The following is a 21,897-nucleotide window of genomic DNA, read 5'->3' on the forward strand; positions in this document are numbered from 1 at the left end:
CACCGTCCAGACCACCTGGGGAACACCACGATGAGCGACGCAAGCACGCAAGCGAAGTTTTCCAACCCGGCACCGCTGGGGCTGGCCGGGTTCGCGCTGACCACCTGGCTGCTCAGCATGATCAACGCCGGCTGGTTCAGCGGCGACGGCATGGGCTTGGTGCTGGCCTGCGCCCTGGCCTACGGCGGCACCGCCCAGGCCATCGCCGGCGTGATGGAGCTGCCGCGCGGCAACACCTTCGGCGCCACCGCCTTCCTCAGCTACGGCGCGTTCTGGTGGTCGTTCGCGCTGTTCGTGCTGTTCCTGCACGACAAGGTGCCCGCCGCCTTCGTGGGCTGGTACCTGTTCCTGTGGGGGGTGTTCACCTTCTACATGTGGCTGGGCACGTTCAGGGCGCCGCGCGCGCTGCAGTCGATCTTCCTCGCGCTGTGGATCACGTTCTTCCTGCTCGCGGCGGGCGAGTGGACCGGCATGCCGGGCCTGCACCAGGCCGGCGGCTATATGGGCCTGCTCACCGCCGCGCTGGCGTTCTACCTGTCCGCCGCCGAGATCATCAACGACAACCAGCAGCGTATCGTGCTGCCGGTGGGAACGCCGCGCGGCTGAGGCGCCCTGCTTTCACTCCTCCCCCTGCGCGCAGGGGGAGGCCGGGAGGGGGTAGTCGGGCTTGCCGCGAGGTTGGCTGACCTCACCTCACCCCCTGCTTTGCAGGGGAGGGCACCGGATCCGCAGCAGGGCGGGATGTCGCCCATCCTGAGACACCTCCGGCGCACACTGCCGGAATGACCGCCTTGCCCCAAGCCCACAAGGGTCGCGGCGCCGCCTCCAATCCGGAGGGGCGCTTCGAATCCATCCGCCACCACGCCGAGGATGACGGCTGGCAGAGCCTGCTGCTGGACGAGGCTGCGCCGCGCCCGCGCACCGAGGTCACCGACGAGCGCGCGCGCAGCGTCATCACCCGCAACGACTCGCCCGACATCGCCTTCGAGCAGGCGATGAACCCCTACCGCGGCTGCGAGCACGGCTGCATCTACTGCTTCGCACGGCCCAGCCACAGCTACATCAATCTTTCGCCGGGGCTGGATTTCGAGACGAAGATCCGCGCCAAGGGCAACCTCGCCGAGGTGCTGCGCGCCGAGCTGGCCAGGCCTGGCTACGTGCCGAAGCCGATCAACATCGGCAGCAACACCGACCCGTACCAGCCGATCGAGAAGAAGTGGCGGCTCACCCGCGCCGCGCTGGAGGTGCTGGCCGAATGCCGCCATCCGTGCACCATCGTCACCAAGAACGCGCTGGTCGAGCGCGACCTCGACCTGCTCGCGCCGATGGCGCGCGCGCAACTGGTGCAGGTGTTCGTCTCGGTGAACTCGCTGGACAACCACCTCGCCGCGAAACTGGAACCGCGCGCCAGCGCGCCGCACCGCCGGATCAAGGCCATCGCCGCGCTGGCCGAGGCCGGCGTGCCGGTGGGCGTGCTGGTGGCGCCGATCATCCCCGCGCTCAACGACAGGGACATGGAAGCGGTGCTGGAGCGCGCGCACGCAGCCGGCGCGCGCTGCGCCGGCTACACCGTGCTGCGCCTGCCGTGGGAACTGAAGGCGCTGTTCCGCGAGTGGCTGGCGCTGCACGCGCCGCAGCGCGCGGAGCACGTGATGAGCCTGGTGCGCCAGATGAACGGCGGCCGCGACTACGACAGCGACTTCCGCACCCGCATGCGCGGCCAGGGCGTGTTCGCCGAGCTGCTGCGCAAGCGCTTCGAGGTCGCCTGCCGCAGGCACGGCTTCGGCCGCGCCCGCGAACTCAAGCTGGACACCTCACGCTTCGTGCCGCCACGCAGGCCGTCGCCGCAGGGCGAGCTGTTCTGATCCGGTCACGTCCTTTCGACGCCGCGATAAAAGCGCCTCTGCGCCAGCGCCAGCATCGCCTCGTCTTCGTGCGTGTCGCCGTAGGCGTGACAGACCGGATAGGCGGCGAGGTCGAGGTGCGTACGCACGCGGCGGGCCTTTTCCTCACCCACGCATTGCGCTCCGTGGTAGCGGCCGGTGAGGCGGTCACGGCGGCTTTCCAGCCGCGAGCAGACCAGCTCCATGCCGTGCTGCCGGCACCAGGGCGCGAGATAGGCATCCAGGCCGCCGGAGACCAGCACCACCCGGTCGCCTTGTGACTGGTGCCAGGCGACGCGCCGCATCGCTTCGGGGCGCAGCACGCCGGGCAGGACTTCGGCGGCGAAACGTTCGCCGGCGATCCGCACGTGTTCCGCGGTCAGGCCGCGGAGGCCGAAGGCGACCACCGCCTGGCGGATGCGCGTGCCGGATACCAGCCCCAGCTTGTAGCCGGCCAGCATCGGCGCGAACAGCGGGGCGCCCAGCGCACGCCGCTGCGGCACCACCACGAAGCGGATGAAATCGCCGAAGGTCTCGCGGGTGGTGAGGGTGCCGTCGAAATCGAACAGGGCCAGGTTCATGCGTTGTCGTCGCCCGTGTCGAAGCGCTGGCGCAAGCTTTCCAGCGTGGCGTGGTTGGCGTCGGCGAGGCGGCGGAAGTCGTCGCTGATGTCGCTGCGTTGCGCCACGCGTCGCCAGAACTGGCCGGCCCAGGCGGCTGCCACGCGCCAGTGCGGCAGGATGGCGGGCGTGGGCGGTGGCGGGTCGAGCCTGCGCGCCACCACGGCGCCGTTGGCGGCAGGGCGGTACAACATGGGAAGCATGTCGTAGCTGGGCGCCAGCTTCAGCGGCAGCGCACCGTCGAGGAAGAAGCCGAGATTGCCAAAGTGCATGTCGGCATTGCCGATCAGGCGGCCGAACCACCAGCGCCGCTGCACCTGCGTCAGCGTGTCGTCATCGAGCCAGCCGCCTTGCCGCATGCGTGCCGCCGCGGCTGCCCAGTCGTCGCGTTCGCCGTCTTGGGCGTCGCTCCACGCGGCCAGGGTGACGAAGCCGCGCCGGCCATGCGTACCGATGCGGTCGAAGCGGGTGGCTTCCAGGCACAGCCGGCCCTGCGACCGGACCAGCTCGGTGCGCGCGCTGGCGTGCCCGTGTTCAGCCAGCAGCGCTGCGGCCAGGTGTTCGCAGACCAGCAGGTCGGCCCAGCGGCGTGCGCCCGGGTGTTCGTCGACCGGTTCGCTGAACTTCACGATGACGTGGCGCAGTCCGCCGTCGGCGTCGGCCACGCAGGCGGTGAACTTGGGCTGTTCGCCCGCCGCGGAGGAACCGACAGCTTCGCCGGCGAGCGCAGCCTGCGCCAGTGTGGCGTAGCGGCGATGGCGCGCGGCCGCGGGTATGGCGTCGTGTTCGGCGCGCAACGCGCGTTCCAGCGCAGCGTCGCCCAGCACGAAATCGCCAGGCCCGTCCTCGCCGCGCAGCAGCAGGGCGGCGAGCACGGCATCTTCGTTCCAACGCAGGATCTCGGCGGGCAGGCCCAGCTCGCTTGCCCAGCGCTGGCCGAACTGGCGGCCGAGGAAACCTTGCGGGCGCTGGTCGTCGAGGAACCACGGCAGGCCGGGGAACAGCCCGTCGGCGAATTCACCCTGCAGCCAGTCGGGCGGCGATGCGGCAGCGACCAGGCAACCGCCGCCGTGCAGGGCGGTCAGCCGGCCGAATTCATGTGGACGGCCCTGGGCGTCGATGCGGTACAGCGGCCAGTGCGTGCCCAGGCCGCGCACGTCGCGCACCGCGGCGTAGCGGCTGCGCCGCGCCTTGCCGATACGCGCCACGCGCGGCCCGGCCGTGGCCAGTGCGCGCGAGATGCTGGGCTGGCTGACGCCCAAGGCCTCGCCCAGTTCGCGCGCACTGGCGACCCTGCGCAGGCGCAGGAGGTCGAGCAGGCGCCCGGTCGGAGGGGCTGGATGAGCCATGCACGAATAGGTACTTGAATAGATACTTCGAGTCAAATCGCTTTATATTTAACGGTTTGCCTGGTTCCTATGGCTAATTCTTGAATAGATTCCTTGAATGCCGCAAGCCGGCCTCCCGTCGCCGGGAAGCCGGCCACGCAGTGCGCTACTTCGACGCCGGCAGGTACTTCGCGAACCAGTCCAGCGAGCGCTGCAGCACGTCGCGGGCGTGCTTGGGATCGGCGAAGTGGTGGCCTTCGTTCTGGTACACCACCAGTTGAGTGGGCACGCCCAGCGTGTGCAGCGCGTGCCAGTACTCGAACGACTGCGGCGCGGGGCATTCCTCGTCGCGGTCGCCGACGATGATCAGGGTCGGCGTCTTCGCCTGCTTGATGTAGGTGATGGCGGAGCTCTTCGCGTACACCGCTGGGTCGTCGTACAGCGAGGCGCCGAAGAACGGGATCATCCACTGGTCGATGCGATTCTCGCCGTAGTAGCTCTGCCAGTCGGAAATGCCGGCGCCGGCGACCACCGCGCGGAAGCGCTGGGTCTGGGTGGGCGCGAACATGCTCATGAAGCCGCCGTAGCTCCAGCCGGTGAGGCCGAGGCGATGGTCGTCCACCGGCGCCATCTTCTCCACCGCGTCGACGCCGGCGAGGATGTCGCGCAGGTCGCCGTAGCCGAAGTCCTTGCGGTTGGCCTGCACGAAGGCCTCGCCCTGGCCGTAGCTGCCGCGCGGGTTGGGCATGAACTGGAAGTAGCCGGTGGCGGCGTACATCGCGCCGGTGCCGGGCCAGCTGGACAGCACACCCCAGGCCGGGCCGCCGTGCACGCTGACGATCATCGGGTAGGTCTTGTGCGGATCGTAGTCGGCCGGGTACAGCAGCCAGCCCTGCACGTGGCGGCCCTCGTTGGTCCACTCCACCGACACCGCCTTGCCCCAGGCCGGCTTCAGCGCGGCGTTGATCGCGGTGACCGCGGGCGGCGGCGCGTGGCCGAGCGGGCCGGCGTGCACCTCGGGGGCCTGTTCGTAGGAGCTCTGCTCGAAGGCCACCCGGGCGTGGTCGGCGGACAGCGAGACCGCCAGCACCGCGCTGCCGTCGCCGATCATGGCGGGCACGGTGAAGTACGGCGCCTGCGCGGTGGCGTGGTCACCCTGCACGGTGTACGGCGCCAGCTGCACCTTGCCTTTCGCGTTCTGGCTGACCAGCAGCGCGTCGTTGCCGGTCCAGGCGAACCACGACGGCGTCACCGCGATGCCCGGGGTGAGGTCGCTGGCCACGCCGCCCGCCGCCGGCACGCTGTAGAGGTCGCCGCCGGTGGCACCCTGGTCGCTCATCAGGCCGCCGATGAAGGCGATCCGCGTGCCGTCCGGCGACCAGCGCGGCAAGGCCATCTGCAGGCCATGCAGCGAGCCTGCCGCGGTGGACGGGTCGACCGCCACGCGCGGCGCGGCACCGTCGCGCGCGTCCTGCACGTACAGCTTCGCCACCCACCAGTTGTTGTCGCCCGGCGGCGGCGCGGCGGTGTAGGCGATGCGCGCGCCGTCCGGCGCCCAGTCGAACTCGTAGGCGTAGAGCGACGCGGGCGTCAGCACGTGCACGCTGCCGTCGGCCACGTCGAGGCGGGCCACGCGCTGCACTTCCTCGTGCGCGTCCTCGCCGATCACGCCCACCTGCGGCTTGCCGGCCGCGGTGGCGCTGGCGTGGCGGGTGGCGCCGGGCACGTAGAGGAAGCCCAGCGACTTGCCGTCCCTGGTCCAGGCCAGTGCGCGGGCGTAGCCGGCCAGCTCGGCCAGCCGGCGCGGCGCGGCGGTGCCGGCCACGTCGGCGAGGTAGACGTCGTTGTGCATCGCCTGGGTATTGGTGAGGTCGTGGCCGCAGTCGGCAATGAAGGCCAGGCCGTGCGAATCGGGCGACCAGGCCAGGTCGCGCTTGCCGCAACCGGCCAGCGCCGCGCCCACGTCCAGCGCGTGCGCGTGGCGGCCATCGGCGTCGGCCAGCTGGATCACCGGCTTGCCCTTGCCGGACACGGTCCAGGCCAGGTGCGTGCCGTCCGGCGACAGCGCCACCGCGCCGATCCGCTGCACCTGGTCCAACTGCGCCAGCAGGTGTTCGATGCGCGGGTCGGTGGCGTGTTGCGCGGGCGTGTCGGCGAACGCCGCGGGAACGAAGGCCGCCGCCAGCAGGGGCAGCAGCAGGTGGGCAGGTTTCAGCATGGCGCCGCCTCGGTACGTGGGGAAAACCGGCACCTAAGCGCATGGCGCCAGGTCGATGCAAGTGCGATTGGTTTGGTCGGATCGGTGGCGTTTCGCATGTTCCTGCGAAAGCCCGATCGAAGCGTGGTCGCGACCGTCCGTCCCTTCCCGGCACCTCCCCGGATGAGTCCCTCTCCCACTCGTGGGAGAGGGTGCCGGCAGGCGGGAGAGGGTTCGGGCGAAGCAGGGCGTGGCGGTGTTGCCGAGCCCTCCCAACCCCTCTCCTGCGGGAGAGGGGCTTGAAGCGGCGGGGCTCAGCCTTTCGGTGCCGGCCCCTTCACCGCGGTGACGAAGCCGTCCGGACGCAGGTGCTTCGCGAACGCCTGCTGCACCTGCGGCGCGGTCAGTTCCAGGTAGTGCCGGCCGGCGATCGTCATCGCGTCCAGCGGCTTGCCCTGCAGCGACAGCGTGAGCAGCTGGCCGCCGATGGCGTCGAAGCTGGATTCGCCCAGCGGGATGCGCCGCAGCAGGATGCCCTTGGCCTGCTTCAGCTCGGTATCGCTCACCGGTTGCTGCTGCATCTGCTTCAGGTCGTGCAGCACCATCGCGGTGGCCGCGCCGACCTTGTCCGGGTCGCAGCCGAAGAACACCTTGTAGGTGCCGCGGTGCTTGTCCGGGTCGAGGCCCACGCCTACGGTGTAGACCAGGCCGTGCTTCTCGCGCAGGTCGCGGGTGAGGCGCGAGGCATAGAAGCCGCCGCCCAGCACCTGGTTGCCGAGGTTGAGGGCGAAGCGCGCGGGATCGTCGTAGGTGACGTCGACGGTCTGCGCCAGGGTCACGCTGTCCTGCACCGCGCTGGCGTCGGGCACGTGCAGCTTGCCGGGCTTGTTCGCCGGCACGGCGGCGTAGTCGGTGTCGGGCTTCGGGCCGCTGGCCTTCCAGCTGCCGAAGGCCTGTTCCACCACCTGCTTCGCCTGCGCGGGATCGACCTTGCCCACGATCACGATGGTGGTCATGTCGGGACGGAAGGTCTGCGCGTAGTACTGCTTCACCTTGTCCGGCGTCAGCGCCATCACGCCCTGCGGCGTGGGGTGGCGCAGCGAAGGGTCGCCGGCCGGCAGCAGCGCCTTGCCCAGGCCCAGCTCGAACAGGAAGCCGGGCGACTGCAGCGCGCCGGCCACTTCGCCCGCGGTCTGCCGCTGCACCACGCTGAAGGCCTGCGCCGGCAGCGCGGGATGCAGCTCGTTGTCGGCGAGCAGCTTCACGCCCTCGGCGAAGTGCGCGGACGGCACCGACAGCGAGAAGCTGCTGCCCGCGCTGGCGTGGGCGCTGATGGCATCCAGCGCCTGCTGGTACTGCAGGCGGTCCATGTGCACGGTGCCGAACGGGAACAGGCCGTCGAGCACTTCGGCCACGCCCTCCTCGCCCCTGGGCGCCTGCAGGTCCTGGTTGGTCCTGACGCGGCCGTAGAGTTCCACCGTGTCGCTCACCGATTCCGGCTGCACGATCAGCTTCAGGCCGTTGGGCAGGGTGTAGCTCGCCGGCTTGAGGGTGGAGCGCGGCACCTCGAGCCTGGCGAAGGCCTTGGCCGCCCAGTCGGGCAGCTCGACCGGCTTGTTGGGCGTGGAGGCGAAGCTCTCGGCGCCGCCGAAGCCCTTGCCAGCCACCGGCTTGCCCGAGCTTTCGGGGGTGAGGATGGCGGTGACCGCGTGGGCGGGGTCGAAGCTGGCCTTGGCCAGCGCGTCCACCTGCGCCGGCGTCACCGCCTCGATCGCCTGCTTCATCGCGTCGGGCGAGTCCAGCCCCTGGAACGCCAGCGCGTGCGACCACGCGTTGGCCAGGCCGTCCACCGAGTTCTTCTTGAACTCCAGCGCGGCGACGGCCTTGCGCTTGGCCGCCTCGACCAGCGCCGGGTCGACGCCCTTGCTCGCCGCCTCGGCGAGGATGGATTGCATCTTCTTGAGGATCGGCTGCGGGTCGCCGCCCTTGGGGAAGATGCCCACCGCCATGCCCACGCCGGCCTGCGGCATGGCCTGGTCGAAGAAGCCGCCGAACAGCGCGATGCCGTCGAAGCGCATGCCGGCCAGCGCGGCGCGCTGCGAACCCAGCGCCTGGCCCAGCACCAGCGCGGTGGCGTAGTCCTTCGAGGTGAGGCCGGGCAGGCGGTAGCCCAGGTAGACCGAACCGTAGGGCGCGTCGGTGGGCAGCTCGACCGTCTTCGCCGCCACCGGCGCGAAGTCGAACGCGGGCCGTGCCGGCAGCGCCTTCTTCGCGATGCCGCCGAACTCGGCTTTCACCTTCGCCAGCGTGGCGTCCGGATCGACATCGCCGGCGATCACCAGGATCGCATTGTTCGGCGCGTACCAGGTGTCGTGGAACTGCTTCAGCATCGTCGCCGTGGTCTTGTCGAACGACGGCCGCGTGCCCAGCGGCGTATGCGCGTAGGGCGTGCCGCCGAACATCTGCTGCAGCATCTGCGTGTAGAACTTGAAGTCCGGGCTGGACAGGTCGCGCGAGACTTCCTGCTCGATCGCGCCGCGTTCCTTGTCCCATTCCTTCGGGTTCATGTCCACGCCACGCATGCGCAACGCCTGCACGTGCAGGGCCACGTCCAGGTCCTGCGACGGCGCCACGAAGTAGTACTGCGTCACGCCCTGCGTGGTGTCGGCGTTGAACGCGCCGCCCATGTTCGCCGCGATCGCCGCCAGCTGGTCCTTGGACAGCCCGGGGCTGCCGCGGAACATCATGTGCTCCACCGCGTGCGCGGTGCCCGGGAAGCCCGCCGGCACCTCGTCGGAACCGGCCAGGTAGTTCATCTCCGTGGCCACCACCGGCGCCAGCCGGTCGCGCACGATCACCACGCGCAGGCCGTTGTCGAGGGTGGCGCGGGTGACGTCGCCGGATGCGGCGGCCATCGCGCCGGTGGCGGCCAGGGCCAGGGAAATCGCCGCGGTGAGGCGGAGCGCTCGCTGCTTCATCATGCTGTCCTTGTGTGATTGCGAAAAGCGGGCGCGTGCCTCGCGCCCCGAGGTGGAATCATTCGGAGGAGGCGCCCGGCGCGCCGGTGCGCCATGCGCGCGCCGCCGCGAGGATCGGCTCGCGCGAGTCGCGATGGACGAGGTAGAGCGTCAGGAACACCAGCGCCAGGGACGCCAGCCAGAGCGTCTCGACGACGGCTTTCGGCCCATGCAGGTCGGCGATGCCCGACGCGCCCGACGCGAGCGCGCAAACCGTGGTCGCCAGCCACGCCATGCGATGGCGCCTGGACGCCACGCCGCGCTGCTCGTTGATGAGGGTGGACGCTTCGAGTATCGGCATGCCGAACTCCCGCTGCAGTCGGGTCACGGTGACGAGTGCCATGATGCTTTCCTGGATTCGATGTCAATTCGTGAGGAACGGATGCGGCCGCGCCAGCAGCCCGCGCCAGCCACGCCGGGCCAGCCACAGCAGGATCGCGGCCAGCGCGGCCCAACCCGCCAGCAAGGCGTGCTCGAACGGGGCAAGGCCGTCCCATGGATGCTTGTCCGCGTTCAGCAGCGGGATGAAGGTGCTGAGGCAGAACAACACCGTCAGTACAACGTAAATCGACGCCAGCACTCCCCCCCGCAGCCTGCAGCCCCCCAGCGTGCAGAGCATCTGCGCCACCATCGCGCCGACCGCGCCAAGCTGGGCCAGCGTCACCAGCAGCACCGCGGGGCCGGGCAGGTGCATCGCCCATGCGGTCGCCAGCACGCCGGCCAGCAGCAGCGCCTGCAGCCGCATCGGCGTGGCGAAGGCCGCGCGGAGCAGCGCGTGACGGCGGGCCGTCCCGCCGCCCAGGCCCGGCAGCAATGCCAGCAGGGGCAATTCGGCATTCGCGCGCTTCCAGCGCTGGTGGACGACCAACGCCGCCATCGCGGCCAGCATCAGCCCGCCGAAGACGCCCAACCAGCCCACCATGCCCACGCCCACGCCCAGCAGGATGGACCGCACGGCATGGTCGTGGCGGGGCTCGCCCGCCTGCATGATCGCCATCACCGGGATGTACGCGAGCATCGGCAGCAGCACCGGCGCCGCCGCGCGCAGGTGGCCCGCCAGCGTCTTCGGCACGTACCAGCCGCCCAGCGCCACCCGCAGCGCGCGCACCGGCGACTGCGGCCCGGCCCCGCGCAGATCGGCGCGGGGCTGCATCCAGTCCGGGCGCTGGCGGATCATCTGTCCGCTGTCGAGTTGCTGCAGCCCGTTCCAGCCGCCCGCCATGCTCTGGCGGCGCATCTGCATCAGCATCGCGCTGCCGAGGCCAAGCTCGTTGTCCGAATCGCTGCGCAGCAGTTGGCGCCAGCGCAGCGCATCGACGAGCAGCAACACGAGCAGGGCCAGGCCACCCCACGCCAGCCAGCGCGGATCGGACCATGGCGGCAGGTGGACGAGATGGCGCAGGCCGCTGCTCAGCGCAGGCAGGAAGACGAGCGTCATTGCGCACCAGCGCGGCAGCAGCACGAAGGCCAGGCCGCCGGCCATCGCCAGCGCCACCAGCTCAGCCACGTAGCGCAGGTCGGTGCCGCATAAGCCCAGCGCCAGCATCGGCGCGGCCAGCGTAGGCACGGCGTACAGCCACACGCTGTACGCCGCCGCCCGCTGCATGCCCGGCAGGCACAGGCGGCGCGCATCGATCGCCAGCAGCAACAGCGTGGGCATCCAGAATGCCCACATGTAACCGACGCCGATGGCGTAGATGAGCGTGCTGCCCATCCACCAATCCGCCTTCGGCGAGAGCACGCCGAACGCGATGGCGCCGAGGCCGCAGGCCAGGGCGATGGCCAGGGTGAGCCAGCGCAGCGAACGGCGGCTCGAATGCCAGGGGGCGAGCAGTACGCCGGCAAAGCTGAGGCGGGACCGGGCAGCCGTGTTCATGTTCATCGTTCAGCCCCCAGCAGAAAGGAGCTGGGGCGTGCCGCGTGCGGCCGCGTCTGTCGCAGTGCGTTCATTCGGCGATCTCCACGAACAGGTCTTCCAGCCCCAACGCGTCGATGCGTGCCCCGGGCAGGCGCGCCGCTTCCGGCCACTGGCCACGCGCGTCGCGTTCCACCACCAGGCTGAGGCTGCCGTCCTCGTGGCGGCGCCGCCCCAGCGCCTGCGCGGGTGCGGCCGCGCTCGTCTTCGCCGGCAGCCAAAGGCGGGCGTAGCGTTCCTTGGTCTCGTCCACGCCACAGTGCAGCAGCAGGCGGCCTTCGTGCAGGAAGGCGATCTCCGAGGCCACGCGCTCCAGGTCGGAGACGATGTGGGTGGAGAACAGCACCGTGGTGCCGGACTCGCCCGCGCGCAGCGCCACCTCGCGCAGCAGTTCGCGGCGCGCGACGGGGTCGAGCGCGGCGGCGGGTTCGTCCAGCACCAGCAGCTCCGGCTGCGAGGCCAGCGCGCGGATCAGGTCCACGCGCTGGCGCTCGCCGGGCGAGAGCTTGGCCAGCAGCTTGTTCGGCTGGATCTTCCAGCGCTCCAGCGTCTTGTGCGCGAACGCGGCGTCCCAGCGCGGGTAGAAACGGCCCACGTAGTCCAGCATCTGCTGCGCGGTGAGCCAGGCCAGCGCCTCGGGCTGCTGCGGCACGTAGGCGAGGCGCGCCTTGGCGTCGTCGGACAGCCTCAGCGCCGGCTCGCCGAACACGCGCGCCTCGCCGGACAGCGGCTGCAGCAGGCCCAGCATCGCGCGGATCAGCGTGGACTTGCCGGCGCCGTTGCGCCCGATCAGGCCCAGCACGCTGCCCGGCTCCAGCGCGAGGTCCACCCCGCACAGCACGTTGCCGCCTTCGTAGCAATGGGTGAGGCCGCGCGCGGCGAGTGGCGCGGCGGCGGTGGGCGTGATGTCCTGCGGCATGGCGTTCATGGTCTTTCCCCCGGTGTCGATCAGTGGCGGCGCGGGTGCCGCGGTGGTGTGGCGTGACCGGCGCCCCTGTGGCGGCGCGATGTCGGTGTCATGGCGCGGGCGTCCCGGTGGCGGGCGGCGCGTCGACGGGCATCGGCAGGAACGCGGCGCGCAGGTCGACCAGCACGTGCAGCAGCATCGGCGGCAGCAGGCTGCCGGTGGCCCAGTACAGCCAGGCGAACAGGCCGCCGAGAAGGGCGGTCGCCAGGATGCCGGTCCAACCCTGGTAGAGATGCGCCCAGCCGAAGGCCAGCGACGCCAGCGCGATCGGCACGGCGACAGGCGCGTGCGGCAGCAGCGCGAACAGCAGGCCCAGGCCGAAGCCGCGCCAGATCACTTCCTCGGTGACGCCGGCGGTGAACGCCAGCACGACGAAGCCACGGCGCTCGGCGCGGCCGCGCGGCAGCATGCGCAGCAGCCTGTCACCGCCGGCGATGCGCGGGGCCGGTGTCGCCTTCCCGCGCCGTCGCGCCGTCGCCAGCCCGATGGCGAGGCCGCCCACGGCCGCCAGCGCGATGCCCGTCACGAAGCCCGCGACCAGTCCGCCATGGGCGCCCGATAGCGACCAGCCCGGTGGCCAGTGCGGCAGCCGCAGGCCCAGTTGCGCCGGCGTCCAGCCGGCCAGCACCAGGGTCACCAGCAGCGTGGCCAGCAGCAGCGCCCAGCCCTGCCAGGTCCACTGGCGATAGAAGCGCAGCCGCGCGCCGGGCTCGCCCGCGTCCAGCGCGGCCAGCAGGCGGCGGTGGCCGCGGCGGCCCAGCAGCGGTTCGGCAGTCAGCAGGTAGAGCGCAAGCGCGGCGGTGGCGAAGGTGGCGAGCATGTCATTCCCCCAGCAGCTTCGACAGCCGGCGCAGCACCGGCTCGGGCGGCAGTTCCAGTTCGCGCGCGTGGCGCGCCAGCGCCAGCAGTTGCGGTTCCAGCAGCGCCAGCCGCTGCGCCTGGGTGTGCGCGGCCCGCTGCGTGGCGGCCACCGCCATGCCCTTGCCGCGCAGGCGTTCCAGCAGGCCCTCGCCCTCGGCGATGCCGTAAGCGCGCGACACCGTCATCGGATTGATCGCGTGGAAGCCCGCCACCTCGCGCACCGAGGGCAGCAGTTCGCCCGGCGACAGCTGGCCGCCGGCGATCAGCCGGCGCAGCTGCTCGACGATCTGCCGGTAGATCGGCTCGGGCGCGTTCGGCTGGATCGTGAGCAGGGAGGCATCCATGTGTATCAATACAACAATACACATGGCCGGCAGTCAAGCGTGACCTCCGGCAGGGCCGGGCGCATGCCTCTACAATGCCCCCATGAAGATCGCCTCCTGGAACGTGAACTCGCTGAAGGTGCGCCTGCCGCACCTCACCCAGTGGCTGGCCGACGCCCGGCCGGACGTGGTGGCGCTGCAGGAAACCAAGCTGGAGGACGCCAAGTTCCCGGTCGACGAACTGGCCGCCGCCGGCTACCGCAGCGTGTACGCGGGGCAGAAGACCTACAACGGCGTGGCGATCCTCGCCCGCGACGGGCTGGCCGAGTTCGCCGACGTGGTCACCGACATCCCTGGCCTGGACGACCCGCAGCGGCGCATCCTCGCCGCCACCGTGGGCGGCGTGCGCGTGGTCGACCTGTACGTGGTCAACGGCAAGGCGGTCGGCGACGAGAAGTACGACTACAAGCTGCGCTGGCTGGCGAAGGTGCGCGAGTTCCTCGCGCGCGAACTGGAGCGCCACCCGGGCCTGGTCGTGCTGGGCGATTTCAACATCGCGCCGGACGACCGCGACGTGTACGACCCGGCCGGCTGGGGCGAGGACGTCCTCTGCTCGCCGCCCGAGCGCGCGGCGCTGCAGGCGATCACCGGGCTCGGCCTGCACGACAGTTTCCGCCTGTTCGAATCCGAAGGCGGGCACTTCAGCTGGTGGGACTACCGGCAGGCCGCGTTCCGGCGCAACATGGGCCTGCGCATCGACCTGATCCTGGTGGGCGAGGCCCTGAAGCCGGCCGCGCGCGCCGCCGGCATCGACCGCGAGCCGCGCCGCTGGGAACGCCCCTCCGACCACACGCCGGTGACGGTGGAACTGGACATCCGATGAGCGACAAGACCGACTGGCCCAGCTCCCTCGACGACGACGAACTGGACGAACTGGACCGCTACCTGCGCGCCCACACGCAGGAGGGCGACGGCCGCCTGCTGCTGGACGGCGTGCACGGCCTGCTCAGCGCGCTAGCGGTAGGACCGCTGCAGGTGCTGCCGGAGGAATGGTTGCCCGAGGTGCTGCACGAGCCGTTCGCCGATCCCGACGAAGGCAACCGCGTGCTGGCACTGCTGGCCAAGCTCAACGATTCCATCGGCGCCGAGCTGGACGTGGACGCCTACGAGCCGATCCTCGGCGAGGTGGAGACCGACACCGGCCCGGCGCTGTCCGCCGCCGGCTGGTGCGAGGGCTTCAGCCGCGGCATCGACCTGCGCGCGGGGTTGTGGGAGAAGCGCCTGGCCGACGATCCCGACCTGATGGAAATGCTCGGCCCGGTGATGGCGCTGGCGGTGGACGAGGGCATCCTCAACGCCGAGGCGGAGTTCGACAAGCTCAGCGACGAGGAATACGACGACTGCCTGTCGCAGCTGCCGGCGGTGCTGGTGGCGGTGAACCACTACTGGTACCAGCACCCCGCCACCGAGGCCGAACTGGATGCGATGGCCGAGCGCAGCGCCGCCGAGGGTGACGACCCGCAGCCGCCGCGCCAGCGCAGCGGGCACTGGGTGCACTGAGAGCCTGTTCCCGCGGCGGAACGATGCGTTCCCGTCGTGGCGCTTGGATCACGCGCGCCGCGCGACCATCTTGGCGGCATCACTTGCCACGGGGAGTTCCGCCATGAGCGAACGCCGCATCCTCCGCCGCATCCGCGGCATCGACACCGCCGACGGCGCCGGCGTGAAGCTGAAGCGCATCATCGGCCAGCCCGGGCTGGACATGCTCGATCCCTTCCTGCTGCTGGACGAATTCCGCTCCGACAGCGCCGACGACTACATCGCCGGTTTCCCCGAGCATCCGCACCGCGGCTTCGAGACCGTCACCTACATGCTCGCCGGCCACATGCGGCACGGCGACAACCACGGCAACCAGGGCGACCTCGGCCCCGGCAGCGTGCAGTGGATGACCGCCGGGCGCGGCATCCTGCACTCGGAGATGCCGCAGCAGGAGAACGGCCTGATGTGGGGCTTCCAGCTGTGGGTGAACCTGCCCGCCGCGGACAAGATGACCGCGCCGCGCTACCAGGACATCGCGCCGGAACGCATTCCCGCGGTGCAGCCGGCCGATGGCGTCACGGCCAGGGTGATCGCCGGCGCGCTGGCCGGCGCCACCGGCCCGGTCGAGGGCATCGCCACCGCGCCGGTGTACCTGGACCTCGCGCTGCAGCCGGGCGCGCAGGTGGAGATCCCGCTGCCGGCGGGCCACCACGCCTTCGCCTACGTGTTCGACGGCGAGGCGGCCGAGGTGGCCGGCCAGCGGCTGGGCCGCAGCGAGCTGGCGGTGCTGTCCGACGGCGACCGCGTGCGGGTGGCCGGCGGCGGCTCGCCGGCGCGCGTGCTGCTGGTGGCCGGCCGACCGCTGGCCGAACCGGTGGCGCGCTACGGTCCGTTCGTGATGAACACGCCCGAGCAGATCCACGAGGCCATCGCCGACTTCCGCGCCGGGCGGTTCTGAGGCACGGCGCGCCCTCCCTCCCGCATGCGGGGGAGGGCGTGGCGCGTCATCGCCGGGCCAGCCACGCCCGCGCCTGCGCCAGCATCGCCTCCGGCGGTGCCGGCGGCAGCACCAGCGCGCCTTCGTCCGCCGCCGGTTCCTCCAGCGTGGCGAGCTGGCTGTCCAGCAGCGCCGGCGGCATGAAGTGGCTGCGTTCGCGCATGCGCCGGCGCAGTTCGCCGGGCGGCACCGGCAGGTAGATGAAGCGCAGCGGCCCGGCCTGGCGGAGCGTGTCGCGGTAGGCGCGTTTCAGTGCCGAGCAGGACGCCACCACGCTGCGTCCCGCGTGCAGATGGCCGGCGATCGCCGCCGCCAGCGCGGCCAGCCATGGTGCGCGGTCGGCGTCGTCCAGCGGCAGGCCCGCGCGCATGCGGGCGATGTTCGCGGCCGGGTGGAAGTCGTCGCCCTCCAGGAACGGCCAGCCCCCGGCCGCGGCCAGCGCCGCGCCGAGGCTGCTCTTGCCGCAGCCGGACACGCCCATCACCACCACGCCCACCGGGCCGTTGCCATCCATCGTCGAGACCTGCCGCACACGCCGGCCCACCAGTCTACCCGGGTGCTTGAATCCCGCCGCGGATCGTCGTTAAATAAAGATTAATCCAAGCTGCTTCAATTGCCTGTAAGCTATTTTCGTAGAGCTTCTGGCAGAAACACTCAATAACTTGCTGATTTCACGATGATTATCTGGACCGCCCTGCTGCTGTGCCTCTCCACCATCGCGCTGTGCGCGGTGAAGCGGGTGCCGGCCGGCCAGGTCTACAGCCTGCATCGCCACGGCAAGCCGGTGCGCCTGCTGCAGCCGGGCACCCACGTGGTGATGCCGCTGCTGGAGCGGGTGGCGCACCGCATCGACCTCAACGGCCAGGTGCTGCGTTTCGAGGAACCGCTGGCCGATGCGCGCGACGTGCGCGGCACCGTCTACTGGCAGGTGCTGGAGCCGGAGCGTGCCGATGCGGTGATCGACCAGGCCGACCAGCTGATCCGCCACGGCGCGCTGGAGGCCCTGCGCGGCGAGGCGGTGCCCGCCGTCGACAACCGCGCGCTGGGTTCGGCGCTAAAGCAGCGCCTCAACGGCCTGCTGCGCGAGCGCGGCGTGATGGTGACCCGGGTGGAGCTGGACTTCGCCTGATGCCCAAATAACGCGCAGGGCCGCCCGAGAGCGCCCGCGCCGAGGGGAGTTGCAACGCCTTGACCCGCCGCCCGGCGGGTTTTCCTTTTCTTGGCCGGGCCGGATACTGCACGGCCCGCCCCCCGCCATGGACACCCGCATGACCGCACGCGCCGACCTGCACCGCCAGCTCGAACACGGCGTGGCCGCGCTCGGCCTGGCGCTGCCGGCCGGCGCGCCGGAACGCCTGCTGGACTACGTGGCCCTGCTGGAGCGCTGGAACGCCGCCTACAACCTCACCGCGGTGCGCGACCCGGCCGAGATGGTCACCCGCCACCTGCTCGATTCGCTGGCGATCCTGCCCTTCGTCGAAGGCGCGACCCTGGCCGACCTCGGCACCGGCCCCGGCCTGCCCGGCATCCCGCTGGCGATCGCCGCGCCGGGGCGGCAGGTGCTGCTGGTGGACTCCAACGGCAAGAAGGTGCGCTTCCTGCGCGAGGCGATCCGCGCGCTGAGGCTGGACGGCGTGCGCGCCGTGCAGTCGCGGGTGGAGCAGGTCGAGGGCACGTTCGATTGCGTCACCGCGCGCGCCTTCGCCAGCCTCGCCGACATGCTGGCCTGGGGCGGCCACCTGCTGGCGCCCGGCGGCATCTGGCTGGCGATGAAGGGCAGGGCGCCGGACGACGAGCTGCCCGGCGTGCCGCCCGGCTTCGCGGTACGCGGCGTGCACGACCTGGCCGTGCCCGGGCTGGACGCCGGCCGCTGCCTGGTGGTGATGGGCCGCGCCGGGCCGGGCCCATCGACGGGGCCGGCCTGCTAATCTAGCCCCCTTTCGCACGCGCACGGTACCGACGACCCATGGCCCGCATCATCGCCGTCGCCAACCAGAAGGGCGGTGTCGGCAAGACCACCACCGCCGTCAACCTCGCCGCCGCGCTGGCCGCGGCGAAGCGCAAGGTGCTGCTGGTCGACCTCGATCCGCAGGGCAACGCCACCATGGCGTCGGGCGTGGACAAGCACGAGGCCAGGCCGAACGGCTGCGAGGTGCTGCTGGACGAGGCGCCGATCGACCGGGCCATCGTCACCACCGAGGCGCACTACGACCTGCTGCCCGGCAACGGCGACCTCACCGCGGCCGAGCTCAAGCTGATGGACGCGCTGGCCCGCGAGAGCCGGCTGAAGGAGCAGCTGGCCAAGGTGGCCGGCCGCTACGACACCATCCTGATCGACTGCCCGCCCTCGCTGCACCTGCTCACCCTCAATGCGCTGACCGCGGCCGACGGCCTGCTGATCCCGGTGCAGTGCGAGTACTTCGCGCTGGAGGGCCTGTCCAGCCTGCTCGACACGGTGAAGGCGGTGCGCCAGCGGCTGAACCCCTCGCTCGAGATCGAGGGCCTGCTGCGCACCATGTACGACGTGCGCAACAACCTCGGCAACGAGGTCTCCGCCCAGCTCACCCAGCACTTCGGCGACAAGGTGCTGCGCTCGATCATCCCGCGCAACGTGCGCCTGGCCGAGGCGCCCAGCCACGGCCAGCCGATCCACCTGTACGACCGCAGCTCGCGCGGCGCGATCGCCTACATCGGCCTGGCCGGCGAGGTCATCCGTCGCGAGCGCGGCGCCCAGGCGGCGGTGAACGCGCTGCACGACATGCACGGCGACGGCGTCCGCGAAGACGTGGTCGACACCGCGTCGTACCTACACCAGGAGCACTGATACCGATGGCCGCCGCGAAGAAACGGGGACTGGGACGCGGGCTGGACGCCCTGCTGGGCGGCGACGCCGCCGCGGCGCCGGCGGCCGCCGGCGGGCCGGAGCAGGACGGCCCGCTGCGCAACCTGCCGATCCAGCGCATCCGCCCCGGCAAGTACCAGCCGCGCCGGCACTGGAACGAGGACGCGCTCGACGAGCTGGCCGCCTCGATCAAGGCGCAGGGCCTGATCCAGCCGGTGGTGGTGCGCGAGGTCGGCAAGGACAGCTACGAGCTGATCGCCGGCGAGCGCCGCTGGCGCGCGGCGCAACGCGCGCAGCTGGACGAGATCCCCGCGCTGGTGAAGGTGGTGGAGGAAGCCGCCGTGCCGGCGCTGGCGCTGATCGAGAACATCCAGCGCCAGGACCTCACCCCGCTGGAAGAAGCCGACGCGCTGAAGCGCCTGATCGACGACTTCGGCCTCACCCACCAGCAGGCCGCCGACGCGGTGGGCCGCTCGCGCGCCGCCGTGTCCAACCTGCTGCGCCTCACCGAGCTGCCCGCGCCGATCAAGAAGCTGCTCGACGACGGCAAGCTGGAGATGGGCCACGCCCGCTGCCTCGTCACCCTGGACGAGGCGATCGCGCTGCCGCTGGCGCGCCGGGCCTCGACCCTGGGCTGGTCGGTGCGCGAACTGGAAGACGCCGCGCGCAAGGCGCAGACCGCGCCCAAGGGCAAGGCCAAGGCGGGCGGCGCGCGCGATCCCAACGTCGACGCGCTGGAGCGCGAGCTGGGCGAGCGCTTCGCCACCCGGGTGGAAGTGGCCCAGGGCCGCGGCGGCCGCGGCAAGCTGGTGATCCACTACCACAGCAACGACGAGCTGGACGGCATCCTCGGCAAGCTGCGCTGAGGCGTGGTCGCCTCGCGCTTCCCGGGCGCTGCTCTTTCCCTTCTCCCTCCGGGGGAAGGTGGCCGCAGGCCGGGTGAGGGTACGGACGGAGCGCAGCCCCGCGCTTCGCCCGTGCCCCCACCCCCGCCCCCTCTTCCTCGCTCCTCAAGACAGGGCCATCCATGGCCCTTCCCCGCGTCCGCCGGGAGAGGGGCGTAGTTCGCGAGCCGCATGGATTAAACTGCCTACCTGCCGTCGCATCGCGGCATCCGTTTCCGCAAAGGCCCCGCCATGCCCCAGCTCTCCGTCGTCGTCCCCGTGTTCAACGAGCGCGACAACATCCCGCCGCTGCTCGCCGAAATCGCCGCCGCGCTGCGCGGCCAGGTCGACTACGAGGTGGTCTACGTCGACGACGACTCGGCCGATGACAGCCGCGCCGTGCTGGCCGCGCAGAAGGCCGCGCATCCGGAACTGCGCGTGCTGCACCACGTCACCCGCAGCGGGCAGAGCACCGCGGTGTGGAACGGCGTGCGCGCGGCGCGTGCGCCATGGGTCGCCACGCTGGACGGCGACGGCCAGAACGACCCGGCCGACATCCCGAAACTGCTCGCCGCGCGCGCCGACGCCGCGCCGGAGGTGAAGCTGTTCGCCGGCTGGCGCACCACGCGGCGCGACAGCTTCAACAAGCGCATCTCCTCGAAGATCGCCAACGCGGTGCGCTCGCGCATGCTGAAGGACGCCACGCCCGACACCGGCTGCGGCCTCAAGCTGTTCGAGCGCGAGACCTTCCTGCGCCTGCCGTACTTCGACCACATGCACCGCTACCTGCCGGCGCTGGTGAAGCGCGCCGGCTTCCAGAGCGTGAGCGTGCCGGTGGGCCACCGCCCGCGCACCGCCGGCACGTCGAAGTACGGCATGCTGGACCGCCTGTGGGTGGGCCTGGCCGACCTGCGCGGCGTGGCCTGGCTGATGCGCCGCGGCAAGGTGACCCGGGTCGAGGAACTCTGAGCGCCGGCCCGTCGTCGCGCCGGAACCGGCAGGCGCGGGTCGACGCGGGCCGGCAAGGCCCGTCACGGCGCATGGATGGCGGCGGCGTATGCTTGAAGCTTCCCGCCAGGGAGGTTTGCCGTGAGCATCAGCGTGAAACGCGTCTACGAGCCGGCCGCGAAGTCCGACGGCCGGCGCGTGCTGGTCGACCGCCTGTGGCCGCGCGGCCTGAAGAAGGAAGACGCCGCGATCGACCTGTGGCTGAAGGAACTGGCGCCGTCCACCGCGCTACGGCAGTGGTTCGGCCACGACCCGGCGCGCTGGGAAGGCTTCCGCCACCGCTACGCGGGCGAGCTGGACGCGCTGGCCGAGCACTGGCGCCCGCTGGCCGAGCAGGCCGAGCGCCACCGCGTCACCCTGCTGTTCGGCGCGCGCGACGAGGAGCACAACAACGCCGTGGTGCTGAAGGCCTACCTGGAGAACTGGCTGAAGAAGCACGGGCCGGGCTGAGGCACCGCGGCGCCCTCCCCTGCTTGCAGGGGAGGGTTGGGGAGGGGTCACCCAACCTCGCCGCGAGGTTGGACCCCCTCCCAGCCTCCCCCTGCAAGCAGGGGGAGGGGCGCGGCGTTACGACAACTGGCCGGGATGGCGTTCCTTCCAGCCTTCCAGCGCCTTTCGCGCCTGCTCGCGGCCCAGCTCGATCAGTTCCTTCGCGCGGTAGAACTCGTAGGCGGTGGAGACGTTGCGCGGCAGCTGGATCAGCAGGTCCGGCTCGTACGCGGCCAGCCGCAGGCGCGACAGGTTGGCCTGCATCAGGTCCATCGAGCGGCCCAGCAGTTCCAGCATGCCCGGTTCGTGCGGCTTGTCCGGCCCGCTGGCGTGCGGCAGCAGCCGGTGCAGCAGGCCGCGGCGGCGCTGGACGCCGTCCGCCTCCAGCGTTTCCGGCGTGGCCGGCTGCGGCGGGCCGTCCAGGCTCACCGCCACCAGGTAGTCGGCCGCCTCGCGGATCAGCGGCGTCACCGGCACCGGGTTGAGCAGGCCACCGTCGACCAGCCGCCGGCCGTCGACGTGGTGCGGGCGGAACACGGTGGGGATGGCGATGGAGGCGCGGATCGCGTCGAACAGCGAGCCGCGGCTGAGCCACAGTTCGCGCTCGCGGTCGATGTCGGTGGCCACCGCGGTGAACGACAGCGGCAGGTCTTCGATGCGTGCGTCGCCGATCATCTCCAGCAGGGTGTCGATGATCTTGTCGCCCTTGATCAGGCCGCCGCCGCGGAAGGTCCAGTCGACCAGCCTCAGCACGTCGAGCCGGGCCAGGGTGGTGACCCAGTCGCGGTACACGTCGAGCTTGCCGGTGGCGTAGATGCCACCGATCAGCGCGCCCATCGAGCAGCCGGCGATGGCGATGATCTCGAAGCCCTGGCGCTCCAGTTCCTCGATCGCGCCGATGTGCGCCAGCCCCTTGGCGCCGCCCGCGCCCAGCGCCAGCGCCACGGTGGGGCGGCGCGGCGGCGTGGAGGCGTGATCGTCGATGGCGAGGGAAGACATGCGTGTGAAAGCGAAGTGGAGGTCCTGC

General features: G+C 71.4%; 22 protein-coding genes. 11 read left to right on the forward strand and 11 right to left on the reverse strand.

The genetic code is table 11. From position 1 onward, the window contains the following. Positions 1–30 precede the first annotated feature (30 nt). A complete protein-coding gene (locus tag QMK61_RS11450; protein ID WP_302072339.1) occupies positions 31–606 on the forward strand; it encodes an acetate uptake transporter in 576 nt (191 codons plus the stop codon). A 176-nt stretch (positions 607–782) separates the two neighbouring features. Beyond that, positions 783–1,865 carry a PA0069 family radical SAM protein gene (locus tag QMK61_RS11455; protein WP_302072340.1) on the forward strand — a complete coding sequence of 361 codons (1,083 nt, stop codon included), beginning with the start codon at positions 783–785 and terminating at the stop codon, positions 1,863–1,865. Between the two features lie 5 nt (positions 1,866–1,870). On the opposite strand, the gene QMK61_RS11460 is transcribed toward QMK61_RS11455, so the two are convergent. The 9 genes from QMK61_RS11460 to QMK61_RS11500 all read right to left on the reverse strand — a co-directional run bounded on the left by QMK61_RS11460 (position 1,871) and on the right by QMK61_RS11500 (position 13,132). Beyond that, positions 1,871–2,464, reverse strand: coding sequence for an HAD family hydrolase (locus QMK61_RS11460; RefSeq protein ID WP_302072341.1), 594 nt, complete (start codon positions 2,462–2,464; stop codon positions 1,871–1,873). Next, positions 2,461–3,852: a type II toxin-antitoxin system HipA family toxin YjjJ gene (gene yjjJ / locus QMK61_RS11465; protein WP_302072342.1), complete on the reverse strand. Its 1,392-nt coding sequence runs from the start codon at positions 3,850–3,852 to the stop codon at positions 2,461–2,463. The genes QMK61_RS11460 and yjjJ overlap by 4 nt, the downstream gene beginning before the upstream one ends. Before the next feature lie 145 nt (positions 3,853–3,997). Next, positions 3,998–6,049 (reverse strand): S9 family peptidase, encoded by a 2,052-nt coding sequence (locus tag QMK61_RS11470; RefSeq protein ID WP_302072343.1) that lies wholly within the window; start codon positions 6,047–6,049, stop codon positions 3,998–4,000. A gap of 293 nt (positions 6,050–6,342) precedes the next feature. Continuing rightward, positions 6,343–9,009 (reverse strand): pitrilysin family protein, encoded by a 2,667-nt coding sequence (locus QMK61_RS11475; RefSeq protein WP_302072344.1) that lies wholly within the window; start codon positions 9,007–9,009, stop codon positions 6,343–6,345. Positions 9,010–9,064: 55 nt separating this feature from the next. Continuing rightward, entirely contained in the window at positions 9,065–9,388 is a 324-nt protein-coding gene (locus tag QMK61_RS11480; RefSeq protein WP_302072345.1) for a hypothetical protein, read from the reverse strand. Between the two features lie 21 nt (positions 9,389–9,409). Then, on the reverse strand, positions 9,410–10,921 hold the full coding sequence (locus QMK61_RS11485; RefSeq protein WP_302072346.1) for a hypothetical protein: 1,512 nt from the start codon (positions 10,919–10,921) through the stop codon (positions 9,410–9,412). A 70-nt stretch (positions 10,922–10,991) separates the two neighbouring features. Then, a complete protein-coding gene (locus QMK61_RS11490) occupies positions 10,992–11,888 on the reverse strand; it encodes an ABC transporter ATP-binding protein (protein WP_302072347.1) in 897 nt (298 codons plus the stop codon). A gap of 88 nt (positions 11,889–11,976) precedes the next feature. Continuing rightward, positions 11,977–12,747 (reverse strand): CPBP family intramembrane glutamic endopeptidase, encoded by a 771-nt coding sequence (locus tag QMK61_RS11495; RefSeq protein WP_302072348.1) that lies wholly within the window; start codon positions 12,745–12,747, stop codon positions 11,977–11,979. Position 12,748: 1 nt separating this feature from the next. Then, positions 12,749–13,132 carry a GntR family transcriptional regulator gene (locus tag QMK61_RS11500; RefSeq protein WP_302072349.1) on the reverse strand — a complete coding sequence of 128 codons (384 nt, stop codon included), beginning with the start codon at positions 13,130–13,132 and terminating at the stop codon, positions 12,749–12,751. 82 nt (positions 13,133–13,214) lie between these two features. Here QMK61_RS11500 and xth point away from each other — a divergent pair, with 82 nt between their 5' ends. The 3 genes from xth to QMK61_RS11515 all read left to right on the forward strand — a co-directional run bounded on the left by xth (position 13,215) and on the right by QMK61_RS11515 (position 15,608). Further along, positions 13,215–13,994, forward strand: coding sequence for an exodeoxyribonuclease III (xth, locus tag QMK61_RS11505; protein WP_302072350.1), 780 nt, complete (start codon positions 13,215–13,217; stop codon positions 13,992–13,994). Continuing rightward, a complete protein-coding gene (locus QMK61_RS11510) occupies positions 13,991–14,671 on the forward strand; it encodes a YecA family protein (protein ID WP_302072351.1) in 681 nt (226 codons plus the stop codon). Before xth ends, QMK61_RS11510 begins: the two co-directional genes overlap by 4 nt. 103 nt (positions 14,672–14,774) lie before the next feature. Then, positions 14,775–15,608, forward strand: coding sequence for a pirin family protein (locus tag QMK61_RS11515; protein ID WP_302072352.1), 834 nt, complete (start codon positions 14,775–14,777; stop codon positions 15,606–15,608). 46 nt (positions 15,609–15,654) lie between these two features. Here QMK61_RS11515 and QMK61_RS11520 read toward each other — a convergent pair whose 3' ends face one another. Further along, the gene (locus QMK61_RS11520; protein ID WP_302072353.1) at positions 15,655–16,161 is read right to left on the reverse strand and encodes a gluconokinase, GntK/IdnK-type; all 507 of its coding nucleotides are present in this window, start codon (positions 16,159–16,161) and stop codon (positions 15,655–15,657) included. A 162-nt stretch (positions 16,162–16,323) separates the two neighbouring features. Here QMK61_RS11520 and QMK61_RS11525 point away from each other — a divergent pair, with 162 nt between their 5' ends. The 6 genes from QMK61_RS11525 (at position 16,324) to QMK61_RS11550 (ending at position 20,831) form a co-directional block, all read left to right on the forward strand. Beyond that, on the forward strand, positions 16,324–16,776 hold the full coding sequence (locus QMK61_RS11525) for an SPFH domain-containing protein (protein WP_302072354.1): 453 nt from the start codon (positions 16,324–16,326) through the stop codon (positions 16,774–16,776). Between the two features lie 139 nt (positions 16,777–16,915). After that, positions 16,916–17,575 (forward strand): 16S rRNA (guanine(527)-N(7))-methyltransferase RsmG, encoded by a 660-nt coding sequence (gene rsmG, locus QMK61_RS11530; protein WP_302072355.1) that lies wholly within the window; start codon positions 16,916–16,918, stop codon positions 17,573–17,575. A gap of 38 nt (positions 17,576–17,613) precedes the next feature. Continuing rightward, on the forward strand, positions 17,614–18,471 hold the full coding sequence (locus QMK61_RS11535; RefSeq protein WP_302072356.1) for a ParA family protein: 858 nt from the start codon (positions 17,614–17,616) through the stop codon (positions 18,469–18,471). Between the two features lie 5 nt (positions 18,472–18,476). Continuing rightward, on the forward strand, positions 18,477–19,355 hold the full coding sequence (locus QMK61_RS11540; protein ID WP_302072357.1) for a ParB/RepB/Spo0J family partition protein: 879 nt from the start codon (positions 18,477–18,479) through the stop codon (positions 19,353–19,355). A 270-nt stretch (positions 19,356–19,625) separates the two neighbouring features. Beyond that, a complete protein-coding gene (locus QMK61_RS11545) occupies positions 19,626–20,342 on the forward strand; it encodes a glycosyltransferase (protein ID WP_302072358.1) in 717 nt (238 codons plus the stop codon). A gap of 120 nt (positions 20,343–20,462) precedes the next feature. Next, on the forward strand, positions 20,463–20,831 hold the full coding sequence (locus QMK61_RS11550; RefSeq protein ID WP_302072359.1) for a DUF488 domain-containing protein: 369 nt from the start codon (positions 20,463–20,465) through the stop codon (positions 20,829–20,831). A 117-nt stretch (positions 20,832–20,948) separates the two neighbouring features. Here QMK61_RS11550 and QMK61_RS11555 read toward each other — a convergent pair whose 3' ends face one another. Continuing rightward, on the reverse strand, positions 20,949–21,869 hold the full coding sequence (locus tag QMK61_RS11555) for a patatin-like phospholipase family protein (protein WP_302072360.1): 921 nt from the start codon (positions 21,867–21,869) through the stop codon (positions 20,949–20,951). Positions 21,870–21,897 lie beyond the last annotated feature (28 nt).

Source organism: Fulvimonas sp. R45 (assembly GCF_030504985.1).
Taxonomy (GTDB): Bacteria; Pseudomonadota; Gammaproteobacteria; order Xanthomonadales; family Rhodanobacteraceae; genus Rhodanobacter_A.